Annotated in this window: 11 protein-coding genes; 10 read left to right on the top strand and 1 reads right to left on the bottom strand. The window is 44.7% G+C overall.

The window, feature by feature from the left end; all coding sequences use genetic code 11:
- Positions 1-63 precede the first annotated feature (63 nt).
- Together rpoC and RAH45_RS11800 are read left to right on the top strand one after the other, a co-directional pair.
- Positions 64-4,284, top strand: a complete 4,221-nt coding sequence (rpoC, locus tag RAH45_RS11805; protein ID WP_102077692.1) for a DNA-directed RNA polymerase subunit beta' — start codon at positions 64-66, stop codon at positions 4,282-4,284.
- Positions 4,285-4,560: 276 nt separating this feature from the next.
- Complete coding sequence (locus tag RAH45_RS11800; protein WP_102077693.1) at positions 4,561-5,103, top strand: DUF6586 family protein; 543 nt, start codon at positions 4,561-4,563, stop codon at positions 5,101-5,103.
- 133 nt (positions 5,104-5,236) lie between these two features.
- Here the strand turns inward: RAH45_RS11800 and RAH45_RS11795 are convergent, their stop codons facing one another.
- Positions 5,237-7,912 carry a penicillin-binding protein 1A gene (locus tag RAH45_RS11795; RefSeq protein ID WP_306495292.1) on the bottom strand — a complete coding sequence of 892 codons (2,676 nt, stop codon included), beginning with the start codon at positions 7,910-7,912 and terminating at the stop codon, positions 5,237-5,239.
- Between the two features lie 213 nt (positions 7,913-8,125).
- Here RAH45_RS11795 and pilM point away from each other — a divergent pair, with 213 nt between their 5' ends.
- The 8 genes from pilM to RAH45_RS11755 all read left to right on the top strand — a co-directional run bounded on the left by pilM (position 8,126) and on the right by RAH45_RS11755 (position 16,824).
- Entirely contained in the window at positions 8,126-9,181 is a 1,056-nt protein-coding gene (gene pilM / locus RAH45_RS11790; protein WP_102077695.1) for a type IV pilus assembly protein PilM, read from the top strand.
- A complete protein-coding gene (locus RAH45_RS11785) occupies positions 9,181-9,834 on the top strand; it encodes a PilN domain-containing protein (protein ID WP_306495291.1) in 654 nt (217 codons plus the stop codon). The genes pilM and RAH45_RS11785 overlap by 1 nt, the downstream gene beginning before the upstream one ends.
- Positions 9,831-10,562: a type IV pilus inner membrane component PilO gene (locus tag RAH45_RS11780; RefSeq protein ID WP_068405096.1), complete on the top strand. Its 732-nt coding sequence runs from the start codon at positions 9,831-9,833 to the stop codon at positions 10,560-10,562. Before RAH45_RS11785 ends, RAH45_RS11780 begins: the two co-directional genes overlap by 4 nt.
- Positions 10,562-11,095: a pilus assembly protein PilP gene (locus tag RAH45_RS11775; protein ID WP_306495290.1), complete on the top strand. Its 534-nt coding sequence runs from the start codon at positions 10,562-10,564 to the stop codon at positions 11,093-11,095. The genes RAH45_RS11780 and RAH45_RS11775 overlap by 1 nt, the downstream gene beginning before the upstream one ends.
- Positions 11,096-11,122: 27 nt before the next feature.
- Complete coding sequence (gene pilQ, locus RAH45_RS11770; protein ID WP_102077697.1) at positions 11,123-13,495, top strand: type IV pilus secretin PilQ; 2,373 nt, start codon at positions 11,123-11,125, stop codon at positions 13,493-13,495.
- 165 nt (positions 13,496-13,660) lie between these two features.
- On the top strand, positions 13,661-14,224 hold the full coding sequence (aroK, locus tag RAH45_RS11765; protein WP_068405099.1) for a shikimate kinase AroK: 564 nt from the start codon (positions 13,661-13,663) through the stop codon (positions 14,222-14,224).
- An 89-nt stretch (positions 14,225-14,313) separates the two neighbouring features.
- Entirely contained in the window at positions 14,314-15,489 is a 1,176-nt protein-coding gene (gene aroB, locus RAH45_RS11760; RefSeq protein WP_198328722.1) for a 3-dehydroquinate synthase, read from the top strand.
- Between the two features lie 207 nt (positions 15,490-15,696).
- On the top strand, positions 15,697-16,824 hold the full coding sequence (locus RAH45_RS11755) for a hypothetical protein (RefSeq protein ID WP_068405103.1): 1,128 nt from the start codon (positions 15,697-15,699) through the stop codon (positions 16,822-16,824).
- Positions 16,825-17,006: the final 182 nt, after the last annotated feature.

Below are 17,006 nucleotides of genomic sequence, written 5' to 3'. Positions count from 1 at the left end.
CATTCATCTTAGCCGCGCTCATAGCACGCTGTCAGATGATTATAAAGATAACGGAGAAGCAACTTGAAAGATTTACTCGATATCATGCAAAGCCCTACCGGTAACGGTAACCATGAATTTGACAGTATTCAAATTACGTTGGCCTCACCTGATGTGATCAAATCATGGTCACATGGTGAAGTTAAAAAACCAGAAACGATTAACTATCGTACCTTTAAGCCTGAGCGTGATGGTCTATTCTGTGCCAAAATCTTTGGCCCAGTAAAAGACTTTGAATGTTTATGTGGTAAATACAAGCGCCGTAAGTTCCAAGGCGTTATCTGTGAAAAATGTGGCGTTGAAGTCACGACCGCTAAAGTACGTCGCGACCGCATGGGTCATATCGACCTAGCCAGTCCTGTTGCGCATATTTGGTTCTTAAAATCTTTACCAAGCCGCATTGGTCTGTTGTTAGATATGACGCTTCGTGATATCGAACGCGTCCTATATTTTGAAAGCTATATCGTCACCGAGCCTGGTCTGACTTCTTTAGAGAAGTATCAGCTGCTTGATGATGAAGATTATTATAAAGCGCTTGAAGAATTTGGCGATGAGTTCACGGCCAAAATGGGTGCTGAAGCGGTTCAAGACCTATTAAAAGACATCGATTTAGATATCGAGATTGATGAGCTGCGTGAAGCCATTCCGCAAACCGGTTCTGAGACTAAACTTAAAAAGATGTCTAAGCGTCTTAAATTATTAGAAGCATTCCGTGATTCTAATAACAAGCCTGAGTGGATGGTAATGAATATCTTACCAGTACTACCACCAGATTTGCGCCCGCTAGTACCACTAGAAGGCGGCCGTTTTGCGACATCAGATCTAAACGATTTATATCGCCGCGTAATTAACCGTAACAACCGTTTAAAGCGTCTATTAGAGCTAAGCGCCCCTGATATCATCGTACGTAACGAAAAACGTATGTTGCAAGAATCAGTCGATGCCTTGCTTGATAACGGTCGCCGTGGACGTGCGATTACCGGTAGTAATAAGCGCCCATTAAAATCTTTGGCAGATATGATCAAAGGTAAGCAAGGCCGTTTCCGTCAGAACTTACTTGGTAAGCGTGTTGACTACTCTGGTCGTTCGGTTATCGTTGTAGGTCCGACCCTGCGTCTACATCAGTGTGGTCTACCGAAGAAAATGGCACTAGAACTATTCAAGCCATTTACTTATAACAAGCTATTGTCTCATGGTCTAGCGACTACGATTAAAGCTGCCAAAAAGATGGTAGAGCGTGAAGAGCCACAAGTGTGGGATATGCTGGCCATGGTTATCCGTGAGCATCCAGTACTACTGAACCGTGCGCCGACGCTTCACCGTTTGGGTCTACAAGCATTTGAGCCAGTATTGATCGAAGGTAAAGCGATTCAGCTGCATCCTCTCGTTTGTACCGCGTTCAACGCCGACTTTGACGGTGACCAAATGGCGGTACACGTGCCATTGACCCTAGAAGCACAGCTTGAATCACGTGCGTTAATGATGTCGACCAACAATATCTTGTCGCCTGCGAACGGTGATCCAATCATCGTACCATCACAAGACGTTGTACTTGGTTTGTATTACATCAGCCGTTCATCAATCAATGCCAAAGGCGAGGGCATGATCTTTGCCACCGTTAATGAAGCATTGCGTGCGATTGGCTCAAACGATTTGCATGTTAACGCTAAGATTAAAGTGCGTGTAACGGAAACTCATGTCGACGACGAAGGTAATGAGACCAAAGAAGTCAAGATGCAAGATACCGTTGCTGGCCGTTTGTTGATCTGGAACATCATGCCTAAAGGTATGACGTTTGATGAGTGTAACCAAGAGATGACCAAGAAAAATATCTCTAAATTGATCAACTCTTGCTACCGTAAAGTTGGCGTGAAAGAAAGTGTTATGTTCGCTGACCAATTGATGTACCTTGGTTTTGCACAAGCAACCTTATCTGGCGTATCTATCGGTATCGATGATATGGTCATTCCACCGCTGAAAAAACAAATCATCGAAACCGCTGAAGCAGAAGTTCGCGAGATTGAAGATCAATTCGAGCAAGGTTTTGTGACCGCGGGTGAGCGTTATAACAAAGTGGTTGATATCTGGTCGCGTACCAATGATAAAGTCGCTAAAGCGATGATGGATAACTTGGCAACTGATAAAGTTATCAATGCCAAAGGTGAAGAAGACGAGCAGAAATCGTTCAACTCTATCTTTATCATGTCGGATTCTGGTGCTCGTGGTAGTGCCGCTCAGATACGTCAGTTAGCAGGTATGCGTGGTTTGATGGCAAAACCGGATGGCTCAATTATTGAGACGCCGATTAAGGCCAACTTCCGCGAAGGTTTGACCGTACTGCAGTACTTTATTTCAACGCACGGTGCACGTAAAGGCTTGGCTGATACCGCTCTAAAAACCGCTAACTCAGGTTACTTGACGCGTCGTTTGGTTGACGTAGCGCAAGATTTGGTTATCACTAGCGAAGATTGTGGTACTGAGGAAGGCTTGCTCATGAAGCCGCACATTCAAGGTGGCGAAATCATCGAGAAACTCGGTGAACTAGTCCTTGGTCGTGTGACCGCGCGTGATGTTACTTACAACGATGATGCGTCAAAAGTCTTGATTCCAGCAGGTACCTTAATCGATGAGTATTGGGTAAATGTGCTTGATAACAACGCGATTGATGATATTTGGGTACGTTCGGTCATCACGTGTGATATTGAGCATGGCGTTTGTTCACAGTGTTATGGTCGTGACCTTGCTCGTGGTCATAAAGTCAATATCGGCGAGTCAGTCGGTGTTATGGCAGCGCAGTCTATCGGCGAACCTGGTACTCAGTTAACCATGCGTACGTTCCACGTTGGTGGGGCTGCAAGTTCGGCGTCTGTAGACAATAGCATCTCAGCACGTAATGCGGGTCAAGTGCACTTTGAGAACATGAAAACGGTACAACATACCGATGGTCACTTGGTTATCGTATCGCGTTCAGCAGAATTGGCATTGACCGATGAGCTTGGCCGTGAGCGTGAGCGCTATAAAGTACCTTATGGTTCTAGCGTCCTTGTGAAAAACGAAGAGCAGGTCGAAGGCGGTCAAACTATCGCTAAATGGGATCCGCATACGCACCCAATTATCACAGAGTTCGCCGGTACCGCACGCTTTAGTGATATTGTTGATGGTTCGACAGCAACGGTTAAAGTTGATGATGCCACTGGTATGAGCTCGTTTGAAATCCTAGCGACTCGTGACCGTTCAAGTTCAGCCAAAGACTTACGTCCGGCGATTATCTTGAACACTGACGAAGGTAAAGAAGTGGTTTACTTCTTACCAGCTGAAACGATTATTCGTGTCAGCGATGGTGAGAAAGTAGCAGCCGGTTCGATTTTAGGCCGTGTACCACAAGCGTCTTCAGGAACCAAAGATATTACCGGTGGTCTACCACGTGTTGCTGACTTATTTGAAGCGCGTCGTCCGAAAGATCATGCCATCATGGCAGAAATGACGGGTGTCGTCAGCTTCGGTAAAGAGACCAAAGGTAAAAATCGCTTCATTATTACCAATGAAGATGGTGAAGTCCATGAAGAGCTAATCCCGAAATGGCGTCAGATCAACGTCTTCGAAAACGAGACGGTTGCTCGTGGTGAGATTATCGCTGATGGTCCACAAAACCCGCACGATATCTTACGTCTAAAAGGACAAACTGCGCTTGCTGATTATATCGTAAACGAAGTTCAGGACGTTTATCGCTTACAGGGCGTGAAAATCAACGACAAGCACATCGAAGTTATCATTCGTCAGATGCTGCGTAAAGTTGAAGTCACGGACGGTGGTGATTCAAGCTACTTTAAAGGTGACCAGGTTGAGTACGCTGACGTCAAAGCGCTGAATGCGAAACTGGAAGCGGAAGATAAGTTCCCAGTTAAGTATGAGCGTCAATTGCTTGGTATTACCAAAGCAAGCTTGGCAACAGAAAGCTTTATCTCAGCGGCATCGTTCCAGGAGACAACCCGTGTCCTAACGGCGGCAGCTGTGACAGGTAAAGTTGATGAGCTACGCGGTCTAAAAGAGAACGTGGTGGTTGGTCGCTTGATTCCTGCTGGTACTGGTCTTGCTTATCATAAAGCTCGCAAAGAAAAAGCGGAGCAAAAGCTGCAAGATAATGATTTGAATGCAGCGTTTGATATGTCTGCTAGTACCGATAGCACAGACTTTGCAAGCTTTGATGAAGCCTTTGCTCAAGAGCTTAACCAAGGTAATCATTAATCTAAATAACCTTTAGTTATTTCTCTCAATAAAAAAGCCAGCCTCAGTTGCTGGCTTTTTTATTGCCTAAAGAAAATAGAGTTTATAAATTATTTTTGTATACCATCACTTTTTTATAATAACTTAAGCAAAACGTACATTGCTATAAAGATGCCTTTTAAATTACTATTAATAGATTTTGAGCGCGTTATAGAATGATATGACATTTTCAATGACGGTAGCCAATTAAACAATTCACTTCATTCAATTAACTTATAAATACATAGGGATAAGCGCATGGCCGGTAAGACTCGCGTTGCTAAATACCAAGCTGATCGTACCAATCAAAAATTATATTTTTGTCGTTTGGGCTGTCAAGCAGCTGCTAATACGAGCGATAAACAACTATACCAAGCGCACTGTGAGACCGCTATTTTTCATTTATACGGCGCCTATCTTGCTTTTATACAAGAGCTTGGAAATTTTTATGGTTTAACGATGACCGCGCCAACCTTAGCAGATATTGAAGAAGGACTAAGCGCCCGTACGCAAGTATCGCCTGAAGTACAGCGCTTAGAGCAGCTTTTACAGCAAGGTTTTTTGGCTGATATAGAGCGTGCCTATCAGCGTTGTCTATATCCAGTGTTACCTGAGAATGTAATAGATGATAAGGTAATAAATGACAAGGCAGGTCGCGGCACAGCAGCGGCACCCGATCTGATTGTTAATGTCGTGACGTTATCAAATCAGTGGCTGCCAGATGAGGCGACCATACGCGAATGGCGGCAGCAATTATTAGAGCTGATCGAACAACTGCGCGCCGGTATGGTTGAGTTTTAAATAACCTCTAGGCTTTTATACTCTGTTTAAGTAATAGGCTTTATTTTTATAAATAAGTGTTAATAAAAAAGGTCTGGCACAGTGAAATTGTGCCAGACCTTTTCTTTGCATCTAAACTAAAACTGTCCCTTATTTATTCGGGCATCGGCGGCATGCGCTCAACCGGCGTGGCTGATAAAGGTTTGTTTTGAGGATTACCGTTATCAGTACGACTTGGTTTTGGTTTTTCAGGAGCGGGTCGATTTTGAATCTGCTCTTCAACTGGCTCAGGGGCAGGTGGCTTACGTTGTTGAGTGGTGGTTTTGACTGGCTTTGCTGATTTGCCATCATCTGCTTCTTCATCTTCAAGCTCAGCTGCGCCTTCGTCCATCATTTCTATGATAGTCTGCTTCTGCTTTTTAGATTTGGCACGGTTATTGATAGCTACCCATTGATGAGGGGTGTTATTTAACTGGGCTTTCATAAAGTCCATCCAAACAGGCAGCGCTGCCACGCCGCCATATTCACGGCGTCCAAGCGTTGATGGCTGATCAAAGCCCATCCAAACGACAGTAGCATTGGTAGGATGAAACCCTGCAAACCATGCGTCTTTTGCTTCATTCGTCGTTCCGGTTTTGCCACCAATGTCATCGCGTCCCAACGCTTTCGCGCGCACAGCCGTACCGCGCTGGATAACGTCGCGTAGAATATCGGCCATCTCAAAAGCCACTCGCGGTTTTAAAATACGCGGCGCTTGCTCAGCACGTACATACTGCAAAACTGGCGCTTTTAGGCGATCCGAATCTGGACTGGCATCATAAACTTCTACATCAAGTGCTTTGCTATCTTTTAATGGACTGTCTTCTGTAGCATCAGAATCTGAACTATTTTCAGCTTTAATATCGCTCTCTGATTTTTTCGACGCCTTATTTTCTTCTTCTACTTTTGCTTCATAATCTTCGATAAGTTTTTTGTTGAGGTCGTCGAGCTGTTCATTAAAACATAACGCGCATGCTTGTTGCGGGTTGGCTTGAAACAGCAGCTTATTATTATAATTATAAATTTGGTCGATAAAATAAGGCTGAATACGATGACCACCATTGGCAAAGGTCGCATAAGCCGTCGCCATTTGTAATGGGGTAGCTTGACCTGTGCCCAATGCTAACGACAAAGTGGTAGGCAGCTTTTCTTTATCGAGTCCAAACTCATCTAATAAATTACGTGCATCGGAGATACCAATGGCTTGTAGCAAGCGAATAGACACTAAGTTACGTGATAAATAAAGTCCACGGCGCAAGGTAATATCGCCTAAAAAACGTTGGTCAGAGTTTTTAGGTTTCCAATCGCCTACTTGAATCGGACGGTCTGAAACAATGCTGTCTGGGCGGTAGCCTTTTTCTAGGGCCGCGGTATAAACCAGTGGTTTAATCGTTGAGCCGGGCTGGCGCCAGCCTTGTAGGGCGCGGTTAAATTTACTGTGATTATAATCAAAACCGCCAACCAAAGCTCGTACAGCGCCTGTTTCAGGGTTTAAGGAAACCAAACTGCCTTGTACGTCTGGTATTTGACTCAATTGCCAACTGCCATTAGCGGCTGGTATCAAGCGCACGATGTCATTTTTACTAACAATCTGGCTGGCATTACTCGGAAAATAGCCAATACGGTCGGCAGAGATATATTTACGTGCCCAGCTCATGCCAGACCAATTGACGGTGACGCTTTCACCGGACTGCAGGATTGCTTCAAAACTGCGTGAGTTAACCTTGGTGACTTTCGCCGGCGACATATTGCTATAACGACGGAATTTTTCCAGCGGTTCACCGTTTGCTTCTGGACCGCGCCAGCCATGACGATGCTCGTAGGCCACAAGCCCCGTCAATATTGCCTTTTCTGCCGCTTTTTGCGCTTCACTATCAACAGTCAAACGCACGCGCCAACCGCCATTCATGACTTGTTCGCCATAGCGCTCGACCAAGGCAGAACGTGTCATCTCTGCCAAATACGGCATGTTCATATCAAGCTTTTCTTGATAAAGGTTGATACCGATAGGGGCGTTGATCGCTTCGTCGTGCTGCTGCTTGGTGATATAACCAAGCTCATGCATACGGCCAATAATCCAGTTGCGGCGGGTGAGCGCACGACTAGGATTGGCGACAGGATTGTATTTAGAAGGGGCTTTTGGCAAACCTGCAAGCATAGCCATCTCGGCCACCGTCAGGTTCTCAAGTGATTTACTATAGTATTTTTTGGCAGCAGCGCGGATACCATAAGCGCCTTCGCCTAGATAGATTTTATTGACATATAAGGTAAGAATGTCGTTCTTACTCAGCTCATCTTCTATTTTACGGGCTAAGAACAGCTCCGTTAATTTACGGTTTAATGTACGTTCAGGGCTTAAAAAGTAGTTTTTAGCGACCTGCATAGTGATGGTAGAGCCGCCGGTTTGGCTTTCATCGTCGGTTACCACTTCGGTCACGGCGCGACCAAGTCCTTTAATACTGATACCGCTATGCTGGAAAAATGTTGCATCTTCGGCCGCCAAAAAGGCATGCGTTAAGCCTTCGGGGATTTCTTCAAATGTAACTGGTAGCGATAAACGGTTGCCATACTGACCAATCAGCTTGTCGTCACTACTATAAATCTGTAAAGGCATCTCAAGATTGGCGGTTTTAATCTCTTGGGTACTGGGTAAGGTTGGCGCTAAATACATCGCCATACCATAAAAACCAATCGGTACAGCAAGCGCTAAAATGAGCGCTAACGCTAAGCAGGCAATGAAAAGCCCCACCAAAAAGTGAATGAGACGAGCGGTAGCATTTTTTTTGGTCATAATCAGGCTTATCAATTAAAATTTGCAACAGGTAGGAGATTATACCTTGAACAAAATAGGCAGGTAATAATAAATGTGTAAGTGTGGCTTAATAAGTAGTCTAAATGCTTGATAAACAATCTAAATGCTTGAATCTATCTATTAAGTAAAGTGTTGTACTAAATTATTACAAATAACTATCAGAATGTACACTTAATATAAGGTATAGAGTTTGTGAGGCTATTTACTTCTAAAAGTCGGCATTTGATTGGCGTGGATATTTGCGCCACGTCAGTAAAGCTGGTCGACATTCAGCGCCAACAAGGTATCTTTCATTTAAAGTCTTACGGTATCGAAGCGCTACCAGAAGGCGTAGTCGTTGACAAACTCATCGTAGACACTGAGGCCGTAGGTAATACTATAGCAAGCCTAGCACGGCGTTGCCAAGCTGCGGGCAGTAATGCGGCAACTGCTGTATCAGGTTCTGCTGTGATTACCAAAATTATTGATATGGATATGGTGCTTAACGATGTCGAGCGTGAAGCGCAGATTCGTTTGGATGCCGATCAATATATTCCTTATTTATTAGAAGATGTAAATTTAGATTTTGAAGTACTAGGGCCGTCACTGATAAATGATGATATGGTGCAAGTGCTCCTAGCGGCGTCGCGCTCAGAAAACGTCGACCAAAGAGTCGATGCGCTTACTTTTGGCGGTTTGCAAACCGAAGTGATGGATATCGAATCGCATGCTATTGAGCGTGCCTTTGGTTTGATGGTCGATAATCTCTCAAATATACCAGACTTGGTCGCTTTAGTTGATATTGGTCATAACCAAACGACCTTATATATAGCTAAAAACGGTGAGTTTATTTATAGCCGTGAACAGTTATTTGGTGGTGCGCAGCTCACTGATGCGATTCAAAACCGTTATGGACTATCTGCTGAAGAAGCAACCATTAGCAAACGTGAACGCACTCTACCTGATGATTACTACCCTGAGGTATTGACACCGTTTATCGAAAATACCATTCAGCAAATTACGCGCTCATTACAGTTTTACTTCTCATCAAGCCAATACAGCAGTATCGATCATGTCGTGCTAGCAGGTGGTAGCAGCTCTATTGCAGGGCTTGCCGGTATGGCGCAGCAACGATTGGGTGTCCCTGTCACTATCGCAAATCCGTTCATCAACATGACCATTGCTCCTTATATCGATAATGAGCAACTGGCGATTGATGCACCAAGCTTAATGGCCGCGTGCGGTCTTGCGTTAAGGAGCTTCGACTAATGGCTCGTATTAACTTATTGCCCTGGCGGCAAGAAGAGCGCGAACGCCGCAATAAAGAATTTATCACTTTGGTGGCCGCAGTAACCTTGCTCGCTTTATTAGCGGCATTTGCCTCATGGAGCTATTTTAATAATGAACTCGATGAGCAATTGGATGCCAATGCGCTGATTGAGCAAGAAAACGCGCGCTTAGATAAAGCCTTAGTAGAGATTGATAGCTTAGAACAACGCCGTGAAGACATCATCTCACGGATGCAGGTTATCCAAGATTTGCAAGGTCGACGTCCGGTTCCAGTCCGTATATGGGATGATCTTGCCAAAGCAATACCGCCTGCTCTGTATTTAACCAATTTAAAACGCGAAGGCGATGTACTGACGTTAACAGGTCTTGCTGATAATCCAAATATCGTCTCTAGCTTGATTCGTAATCTAGACAGCAGTAAATGGATGGGCAATTCAGCGGTAAGCAATATTCAGCAGAATATCAGCGCCTATCAAGCCGCGCCCATCTTAGAAAATACGGTGACTACTGGAGCGCAGCCGCGTCCGGTTTATCCTGAAGACAGCTATGTTCAGTTTGTTGTCACGACTAAAGTACAGTCAGAAACAGCGGAAGCGACTGAAGCTAACGCTGCGTCTGGAGGTGAGTTATGAAACTGATTCGAAAAAAGAGCTTGGTTAAAACCAAGAAAGAGGCGTTAAGTACGAAAAAGCAGTTTGACTTGAATGAGTTTCGCCGCAGTTTCGAATCATTAGACAGCGAAAACTACGGCAGCTGGCCGCTTCCTGTCAAAGTTACCGTGATTGGATTTATTATTGCTTTGATTGCAGCGCTATCTTGGGCGCTGCCAATCAGCAGTAAAATTGATGAAATTAATGCCGCTGAAAGTCAGCAGCAAACTTTACTTGATAGCTACCGCGAAAAAGAATCGCGTGCGCGTCATTTAAAAGCCTATCAAGCGCAAGTGATTCAAATGGAAACTGAGTTTAATACTTTACTCGATCAACTCCCAAAAGATACCCGCGTATCAGAGCTGGTCGAAGGTATCAATATGACGGGCGTTGGCAGTAACATTCGTTTTCAAGATATCTCTGTTGAGCCTGAAATTGAGAATGAGTTTTTTATTGAGCAGCCTATTCGTATCGCTGCCTTAGGTGAATACCATCAGTTTGGTAGCTTTATCAGTGGTCTTGCTGCCTTGCCGCGTATTATTACCATGCATGATTTTGAAGTCAGTAATCCGCAGCCAACTCTAGATGTATTGCCTGAGCTCAATCTGGTGCTACAAACCAAAACCTATCGCTCAAAAGAAGCTGCTCCTGAAGGTGAAGAAACCGCCACACCAGACGCTGCTACCACTGATGCTGCAGGAGGCAACTAATGCGTATCCAAAAACTGCCCATGCTGCTGATTTTAAGCGCGACTGTTTTGTCAATGACCGGTTGTACTGACCGTATTGGCATGGTAGAGCAGGCGATGACTGATATTCGCAACCAGCCAGCACAGCCAATTGAGCCGCCGCCCAAAGCTGAGCTGGTAGAAGATTTTGTTTATAGTGCCAGTACGCAGCGCAGCCCATTTTTGCCACCAAGCTTAGTGAATGTCCAAGGCCCTGCCACCTCTATTGATGGTGTGCGCCCTGATATAACCCGAGTGAAAGAACCACTTGAACAATATGAGCTGTCGCAACTCGTCTTTCGCGGCGTCGTTATTTCACCTGAAGGTCAGCAATATGCCTTAGTGCAGCGTCCTGACGGTTCGGTTGCGAGCGTAAGAGTCGGTAATTATCTTGGCTTAAATGACGGCCGTATTGTTGAAATCACGCCGACCCAGATTAACTTGATCGAAATTGTGCCAGACAGCCGCGCTGGGTTTGTTGAAAAACCCCAGTCGCTGGTCTCCCCTATAAGCTAAGTCGGCAGATTTTTTGAGGAATATATAATGACAGTACGCAACAACAAGGTAATGACGATGAGCGACCGCGTATCTTCTAGTTTTGCCATCTCTGCATTGGCAATGAGTATGGTAGCAATAAGTAGCAGTGCTCATGCTGAGCAGCGTATCAATAACGTCTCTGTGGTACAAACAGCGCCAGCGGTTACCCAAATGCGCTTAGGGTTTGCCGGTAAGCCAGTATTACCTGCTGCCTATCAGCTTGATAATCCAAGCCGTTTGGTATTAGATTTTGAACAAGTGCAAAATGGGCTTGCCAGCCGTTTTAGTGAATATAATGTTGGTATGATCAACGATGTCACTACCCTGAATAGCGACAATACCACGCGTCTGATCGTCGGTCTCAAACAAGCGGGCAATTATACTACCGCTATTGAGGGCAATAATTTGCTGCTAACCATCAGCGACCCTAGTCGTCCGGTGGTTAATCAAGTAGTTACCAATGACCCAGTCCAAGACTTATTAAATGGCAACGCAGCTATCACCACTACTGCGGTAGTGACGCCAATTGTTGAAAGCAGTAGCGTTGCAGTTGCACCAATTAAAACCAAAGTAGTGAAAACTCAAGCAGTTGCAACACAGGCACCTGCTGATACGATGGTAGTGCGCGTCAATCCTTTATTAAGCCCACAGCTTGCCGCCTCACAAGTGAGTAAGCAATATAGTTATGATGGTTTAACGGCGGTTAATTTCACTAAAGGCAATGACGGCGGCGGTAATGTCAGTATTGCACTTGCTAACGAAGCTATTCCAGTAGACGTGCAGCGCCAAGGTAATAAGTTGGTGGTTCGTTTAACGGGTAGCACGGTACCGAGAAACTTGCTGCGCCGCTTGAATGTGAATAGCGGTCTGGTTGATAGTATTGATACCAAAAACCAAGGGCAAAATGGTGTGATCACTATTAATGTCAAAGAAGATTTTGAATATCAGGCTTACCAATCAGGCAATCAATTAAACATCAGTATCAGAAAGCCCGAGCTACTACGCGAGCCGACATTAGAAGAAAAAGTCTATACCGGCGAAGCATTATCGATGGAGTTTCAAGACGTCGAAATCCGTAGTGTTTTAGATATATTGGCCCAGTTTACAGAAATGAATATTGTGGCGAGTGACTCGGTGGCGGGCAACATCACTTTGCGTTTGATTAATGTCCCGTGGGATCAAGCACTAGATATTATTCTAAAGAGTAAGAATCTTGGCAAACGTGAAAATGGCAATGTGATTTTGGTCGCACCTTCGACTGAGCTTGCAGAACAAGAAGCGCGTGAGCTTGAAGCGCAGCAAGCGGTTGAGTCTTATGCACCGCTACGTACAGAATACATTCGCTTAAGCTATGCTAAGGCAGCAGATGTATTGACGCTGATCTCTCAAGGCAGTGGTTCAACAGGTAGTAGCGGTACTGGCAACGCAAACTCTGTTGATAACAATACCTTATTGTCAAACCGTGGTACGGTAACGGTCGATGAGCGTACCAATACCTTGATTATCAAAGATGTGGCTGAAAGCATCGAGAATATTCATAAGCTGATTGGTAAAATTGATATTCCAGTCCGTCAAGTAATGATTGAAGCGCGTATCGTTAGCGCAACCGATAGCTTTAGTAAAGAGATTGGCGTGCGTTGGGGGATTTTATCAAACGGCGCTGCCAATAACCGTAACTTGTTGGTCGGTGGTAGCAATCAGACGCTATGGGACTTAAAAGACTTTGATGTAGAGACGACGACCGTCAATGGTCAAACAGTTTCTTATCCTAAGTATGACATCAGCCGTCCTGATAACTTAAACGTGGATTTAGGGGTTGCCAACCCAGCGGGTAGGATTGCTTTTGGACTGCTTAGCATGTCAGATGTGATGCTCGATCTTGAATTATCAGCCCTACAAGCAGATAACCGCGGTGAAGTGATTTCGACGCCAAAGATTTTGACCGCTGATAAACAAACGGCAAAAGTATCTTCTGGTACGCAAATACCTTATCAAGAAGCCTCGGCCAGTGGCGCGACCACCACCAGCTTTAAAGAAGCGGCATTGAGCTTGGAAGCCACGCCAAACATTACCCCAGACGGTAAAATTGGTTTGCAACTGCTTATCACCAATGGCACACCGACTATCATTAATAATCAGGTTGCGATTGCTGAAGATTCTATTTCAACCAATGTGATTGTGGAAGATGGGCAAACCGTTGTACTGGGCGGCGTCTTTAAAAACCGTAAAAGTAATGGGGTCGATAAAGTACCTTTCTTAGGCGACTTACCTTATGTTGGTCGTGCGTTCCGCAAGGATGTACGTAACAATGCAAAAGAAGAGCTATTGATCTTTGTCACGCCAAAATTGATTAATGATGGTACCAGTCGCCTAAACTAATCTAGCGTTTCATTATTTCATAATAGAAAAAAGCAAGCAGCAACGCTTGCTTTTTTTATGGGTAAGTTTTGTGCCTCCCTATATTTTACTGACAATAATCAATACACGTTACTAGCCAGAATATCCATGACGTTGTATCATACCTAATTTAGCTGAGTGCGTATTATGGTTGAGGAATTACCGTCGGTATTTCTAGTGGGGCCGATGGGAGCGGGAAAGACCACCATTGGCAGATTGCTTGCTAAGCAGTTGGGACGCTCGTTTGTAGACAGTGATTGGTATATCGAGTCGCAAACTGGGGCTGATATTGCTTGGATATTTGCCAAAGAAGGCGAAGCGGGCTTTCGAGAGCGCGAGACGCGTGCCATTGATGAGCTGACGCAGCAAACACAAATTGTCTTAGCAACCGGCGGCGGTGCGGTAATGGCCGCTGAAAACCGAGCGTTTCTTAAAGAGCGCGGCATCGTCGTCTATCTCAATGCTCCGGTGGACGTGCAAATGGCGCGTACTGCAAAAGATAAGTCGCGACCTTTATTACAACAGCCCAACCCTAGAAAAATATTGCAAGATTTATACAGCGCCCGCGACCCCTTATATCGGCAAGTGGCGCATATTATCATGCCGACCGGTCATACTTATCCGCGCCATATGGTCAATCAGTTATTGCAGAAATTAGAAACCTTTTGTGAGTCGACTTCTATTAGCTCAGCACATGAAGAAGATGAATAATAAAAAATAAAATTTCGTTAATGAGCTTAAAAAATATTTATTAAAAATCCGCTAAATTTAACTCAATCCTCATACTTAAGGAGATTTTCATGGCAACGCCACTGTTTCATGCCACCCTAACAGTACAGACGCAAAGTCATGATTATCCTATCGTCATTACTGAAGATAGTAATGCAGGCAACCCTAAAAACATTGTTAGTAATATTACTGAAAATGGCGCTAATGACATTGCTGAAAATGGCGCTAAAAAAAGCAGCATGGCCAGTCAAATCGCGCCTTATATTACCGGTCATCAAGTCCTTATCGTGACTAATGAGACGGTTGCGCCTTTATATTTAAGCGCTTTACAAGAAGAACTTGAAGCAGAGTTTACGGTCAAGGTTTGTGTGCTGCCAGATGGTGAGCAGTATAAAAACCAGGCCAGTATCAATCAGATTTATGATGCGCTGATGGCAGAACACTTTAACCGCGATGTGACTTTAATCGCCCTTGGTGGCGGCGTGGTCGGCGACATGACAGGATTTGCCGCGGCAAGCTTTATGCGTGGGGTCAATTTTATTCAAATCCCAACCACTCTGTTATCACAGGTGGATTCGAGCGTCGGCGGCAAGACCGGCATCAATCATCCGCAAGGTAAAAATATGATTGGCGCATTTTGGCAGCCGCAAATGGTGCTTGCTGATATGAGTACGCTAAAAACCTTGCCCGCGCGTGAGCTATCAGCAGGATTGGCAGAAGTCATCAAGTACGCGCTGATTATGGATGCAGAGTTTTTGACTTGGCTTGAGCACAATTTGCCAGCGATGATGGCGTTAGATTTAGCCGTACTTGGCGAGGCGGTAAAGCGCTGCTGTCAGTATAAAGCCGATATCGTCGCACAAGACGAAAGAGAGTCCGGCGTACGCGCTTTGTTAAACTTCGGTCATACTTTTGGCCATGTGATTGAAACCCATCAAGGCTACGGCAATTGGCTACATGGCGAGGCGGTCGCCGCTGGCATGGTACAAGCGGCTGAGCTGTCGCAAAAAACTGGCTGGTTAACAACTGCGGACGTTGAGCGTATTAAACGCGTACTTACCTTGGCAAATTTGCCGATTACGCCGCCCGCTATTGACGTACAAACGGCATTAGGTTTGATGGGTCATGATAAAAAAGTCAAACACGGACAAATCCGCCTTATTTTGTTAAAATCATTGGGTGAGGCGGTATTGACCAACGATTTTGATGCCAAGCTTTTGACCGAAGTTTTGTCGCAGCATCAATAGTACAAGCTCGTGAAGTATTCAGTAGGTAAGTTGCACGTTTAATTTATCAGTTAATATATAATCGTTAAACGCTTAAAATAATCATTTCAGCCATTTTTAGCTACGATATATTTCGACAATCTTGAGCATTATTTTTTTAAGACCATTATTATATAAAACTCTTTTATAAGTATCTTTTTATAAGTACCCTTTTCCAAGGACCTCTCCATGGCAGCATCACGCTCGACGACTCGCACAGCTGGGCAGAAATATCGCCGTCAAGCACTGATTTGGCTGATAGCAACCCTGCTATTGGGCGTGTTTACCGCCTTAGTTTGGATGTTTAGTCAAACGCCAGCGATAGGTGCTAAGATTGAGAATGAGCCAATATCAGCGCCACAAGCCTCAACCGCTGAGCTTGAGCAGCCGCTAAAGATAGAGTCCTTGCATGAGCTCGATACAGACGTGCAGCCGATTAGTTTTGATACCACGGTTAAAGACTTACGCAGCTATCCTGATGAGTTTAAAGACAAGCGTTATCTGCTCGCTAATAAAGGCAAGTGGACCGTACAGGTGATGAATGTCGCTGAAAATGATGTGATCGTCAGCTATTTAGAAAGCCGAGAAGATCGCGATAAGTTCGCTTATTTCCGCTACCTTGATGAAAATGAGCAGGTGCGTTATATGCTGACTTATGGGCTGATGAGCAGTCCACAAGAGGCGGTCGGTGCCGCGAAGTTGATAGATTTTAAACTGCCTGCAAATGTACGCGTCTTACCTGAAGAGATCAATCGTTACGTCAGTATCATCGATAATTATGAACGTCCAGATCCGGTTAAGGATTTGAGCACCAAGCGCACGCGCAATGTAAACTTGCGCCCAACCAAACGCGAAGTACCAGTACGTCAACAGACACAAACGTCTGATGACAGTAATGGCCAAATGGCAAATAATAATGCCAATCGCGGCGCACAAGATGGCGCTAATGAAAGCATACGTCAGTCAGCTGATACTTCTGACACTTTGACTGTCAATGAAGAGCGGACGGTCGAGATCGAAGGGCAACCAACGACCACGCAATCCTCTACAGATACTAACCGTAAGCCTGAAGCAACCACTGGTAATGCAACAAATAATGGTTCAGGCAATAATAACGCACCGAAAAAACCGCCGGTGGTTGAAGCGCCTAAACCACCGAGCGCCAATGCAAATAGTAACGCCGCCAATAAAAATACCAACGCTGCTGGCAAAAACCCCAATGCCAACGCAGCTGGCAAAAACCCCAATGCCAATGCTAACGCCTCAAAAGGCAATAATGACAGCATCAAAGAGCTGATAGAAGAAAAAAGTAACTAATCTTACTAAGCATGCCGTTTTATAAACGCTCCTGTCGTATTTTATGGCGGGGGCTTTTTTGTGAACGATTTATTCACTATTAAAAAAGCTTAGTAACGCTAATAAAAGCGGCTTTGAATAAGTAATTATTCTCAATAGTTAGTCATTAATGTGTCATTGATAATATATTTTTTTTACAAAAT

The organism is Psychrobacter sp. van23A (assembly GCF_030845275.1).
In the GTDB taxonomy this organism is placed as follows: Bacteria; Pseudomonadota; Gammaproteobacteria; order Pseudomonadales; family Moraxellaceae; genus Psychrobacter; species Psychrobacter faecalis.
The sequence above is the reverse complement of the archived record's forward strand: the minus strand, read 5'-3'. Positions and strand labels throughout refer to the sequence as shown.